The following is a 2,109-nucleotide window of genomic DNA, read 5'->3' on the forward strand; positions in this document are numbered from 1 at the left end:
GCCGTGATGCGGGCCTCCGGCGTGGTGCTGCTGCCCATGCTGCTGTCGATCGCCGCCATCGTCGCGGTCGAGATCCCGGCAGCGCTGATCCTCAGCCAGACCATGGGGCTGCCCGGTGTCTGGGTCGGCTATACGCTGAGCTTCTGCAGCCTGCTGGTGCTCCAGGCGGTCTATTATTTCGGCTTCTGGCGGAAAAAGGAGATCAAGGCGCTGGTCTAGCCGAGGCCGTCCGGCCCAGTCGGTGCTCCAGCCAGTCGATGGCGAAGGCGACGATCGGGGCGGCCTCGACGAGGACGCTTCCGGCCCGCCCGATCACCCCGCGCCTGCCTTGGCCCGTGGCGAGGAATGCCTCGACCACCTCGGCCATGTAGTCGTCGGCGAGCCCGTCCGGCGGATCGGACGTGTCGAACTCCTCGAAGCTCCGCCACACCGTCTCGCCGTCGACGCGGATGGGCGCCTCGTGGCGCCTGATCCGCTTGCCGGGAATGTCGGCGAGGTGCTCGGCGTGATGCAGCAGCGTCATGGTGTCGAGCGGGGCGCCGAGCATCAGCACCTTGCCGCGCGCCTCGACCAGCCGGCCGAGCGGCGAGCGCGGGCCATAGCCATAGTCGAGCGCATGGTCGGCGGTGAACCATTCGGCCCGGCCGCCCAGGGCGGCGAACGAGGCGCCGGGATTGCCGCTGCGGCGGGCGCCGGGCGTGGTGCGCAGCAGTTCCGGCCAGAAGCCGTTGTCGCGGGTGGCGCGCGAGCGTTGCGGATCGAAGGGCGGCAGGTGGTGCCGGAGCGCCGGGTCGTCGCGCTCCTCGTCCAGCATCTGCCAGTCGCAATAGGCCAGGACGGTGCCCGCGGGTCCGGTGACGTCGACCAACGCGTCGACGATCCCGTCCGGTCCGCCGGCGATCGGGCCGAGCCGGCGCAGTGCGGCATGCACCAGCACTGCGTCGCCGGGCGCGAGGCCGATGGCCCGCAGATCGGTCGCGAGGCTCGACCGGGTCGCCCGTTCGCTCACCTGACCGCGCCGGCGTAGCGTCGCTCCGGCGGCAGCGGCGCCGCGACCTCGCCCTGCGCCGCGTCGTAGGCGGCGCGGGCATCGGCCACCTGGTGCTGGTGCTCCGCAGCCCAGTTCCACAACGCGTCGAGCGGTCCGGTGAGCGTGCGGCCGAGTTCGGTCAACTGATACTCGACGCGCGGCGGAATCTCGGGGTAGACGGTGCGCGTCACCAGCCCGTCGCGCTCGAGGTTGCGCAGCGTCAGCGTCAGCATGCGCTGGCTGATGCCGCCAATGGCATGGCGCAACTCGTTGAAGCGCATGGTCTTGCGCGTCAAATAGCCGACGATCATCACGCTCCATTTGTCGCCGATGCGGTTGAGGATGTCGCCCATGGCGTTGCAGGTCTCGCTGCGGCCGGGGATCGGTTTCATCGGTGTGCCTCTTTCGGTACCCGCACTGTGCCTGCTTGCGGCAGTGCTTCGGTTACAAATATATACCGGATTACTGTCTGTGCCTAGAGCGCGGAACAGTACCAGATCGAACAGGGGAACCGGATGACGACGACGGACATGGCCTCCACTGGCCGCAACAGGTGGACGATGGCGCTCTGGGTCGTCCAGGTGCTGCTGGCGCTGGCCTTCGGCGCCGCCGGGATGATGAAGCTGGGCATGCCGATCGACACTCTCGCGGCGCAGATGGCGTGGGTGAACAGCGCCCCCGAACTGCTGGTGCGGTTCATCGGGCTGGCCGAAGTCGCCGGGGCGCTGGGCATGATCCTGCCGGCCGCAACGCGCATCCTGCCCTGGCTGACGCCGCTGGCGGCGCTCGGCTTCGTCGTCATCCAGGTGCTCGCCATCATCACCCATGCGTTGCTGGGCGAACTGCTGATGGTGCTGCCGGTCAATCTCGTCCTGCTCGGACTCGCCGCCCTCGTCGCCTGGGGCCGCTGGCGCATCGCGCCGATCGTGCCGCGTCGCTAGCCCGCACGATCGTCTGTCCGTATCGCCGGGCGGTCGGCCCGATTCGCGGGCCGGCCCCTTGCCATTCCCGCGCCACGCTGTAATCACCGACGGGACATATATTCGGGAGCCGCAATAATTGCCCAGCCGCATTGACCG

3 protein-coding genes and 1 pseudogene are annotated in these 2,109 nt (G+C 69.2%); 2 read left to right on the forward strand and 2 right to left on the reverse strand.

The window, feature by feature from the left end; all coding sequences use genetic code 11:
* Window positions 1-219: pseudogene (locus tag ACE3TU_RS21715) on the forward strand (MATE family efflux transporter); the annotation flags it as partial.
* Here ACE3TU_RS21715 and aac(3) read toward each other — a convergent pair.
* Both aac(3) and ACE3TU_RS21725 read right to left on the reverse strand, forming a co-directional pair.
* Entirely contained in the window at window positions 203-1,009 is an 807-nt protein-coding gene (gene aac(3) / locus ACE3TU_RS21720; protein ID WP_374627935.1) for an aminoglycoside 3-N-acetyltransferase, read from the reverse strand. The pseudogene ACE3TU_RS21715 and the gene aac(3) sit on opposite strands and share 17 nt — an antisense overlap.
* The gene (locus tag ACE3TU_RS21725) at window positions 1,006-1,422 is read right to left on the reverse strand and encodes a winged helix-turn-helix transcriptional regulator (protein WP_374627936.1); all 417 of its coding nucleotides are present in this window, start codon (window positions 1,420-1,422) and stop codon (window positions 1,006-1,008) included. Before ACE3TU_RS21725 ends, aac(3) begins: the two co-directional genes overlap by 4 nt.
* A gap of 123 nt (window positions 1,423-1,545) precedes the next feature.
* Between ACE3TU_RS21725 and ACE3TU_RS21730 the strand changes: the two genes are divergently transcribed.
* The gene (locus ACE3TU_RS21730) at window positions 1,546-1,971 is read left to right on the forward strand and encodes a DoxX family protein (RefSeq protein WP_374627937.1); all 426 of its coding nucleotides are present in this window, start codon (window positions 1,546-1,548) and stop codon (window positions 1,969-1,971) included.
* The last annotated feature ends 138 nt before the right edge of the window (window positions 1,972-2,109 follow it).

It is taken from the genome of Devosia sp. (assembly GCF_041917035.1).
Lineage (GTDB): Bacteria > Pseudomonadota > Alphaproteobacteria > Rhizobiales > Devosiaceae > Devosia_A.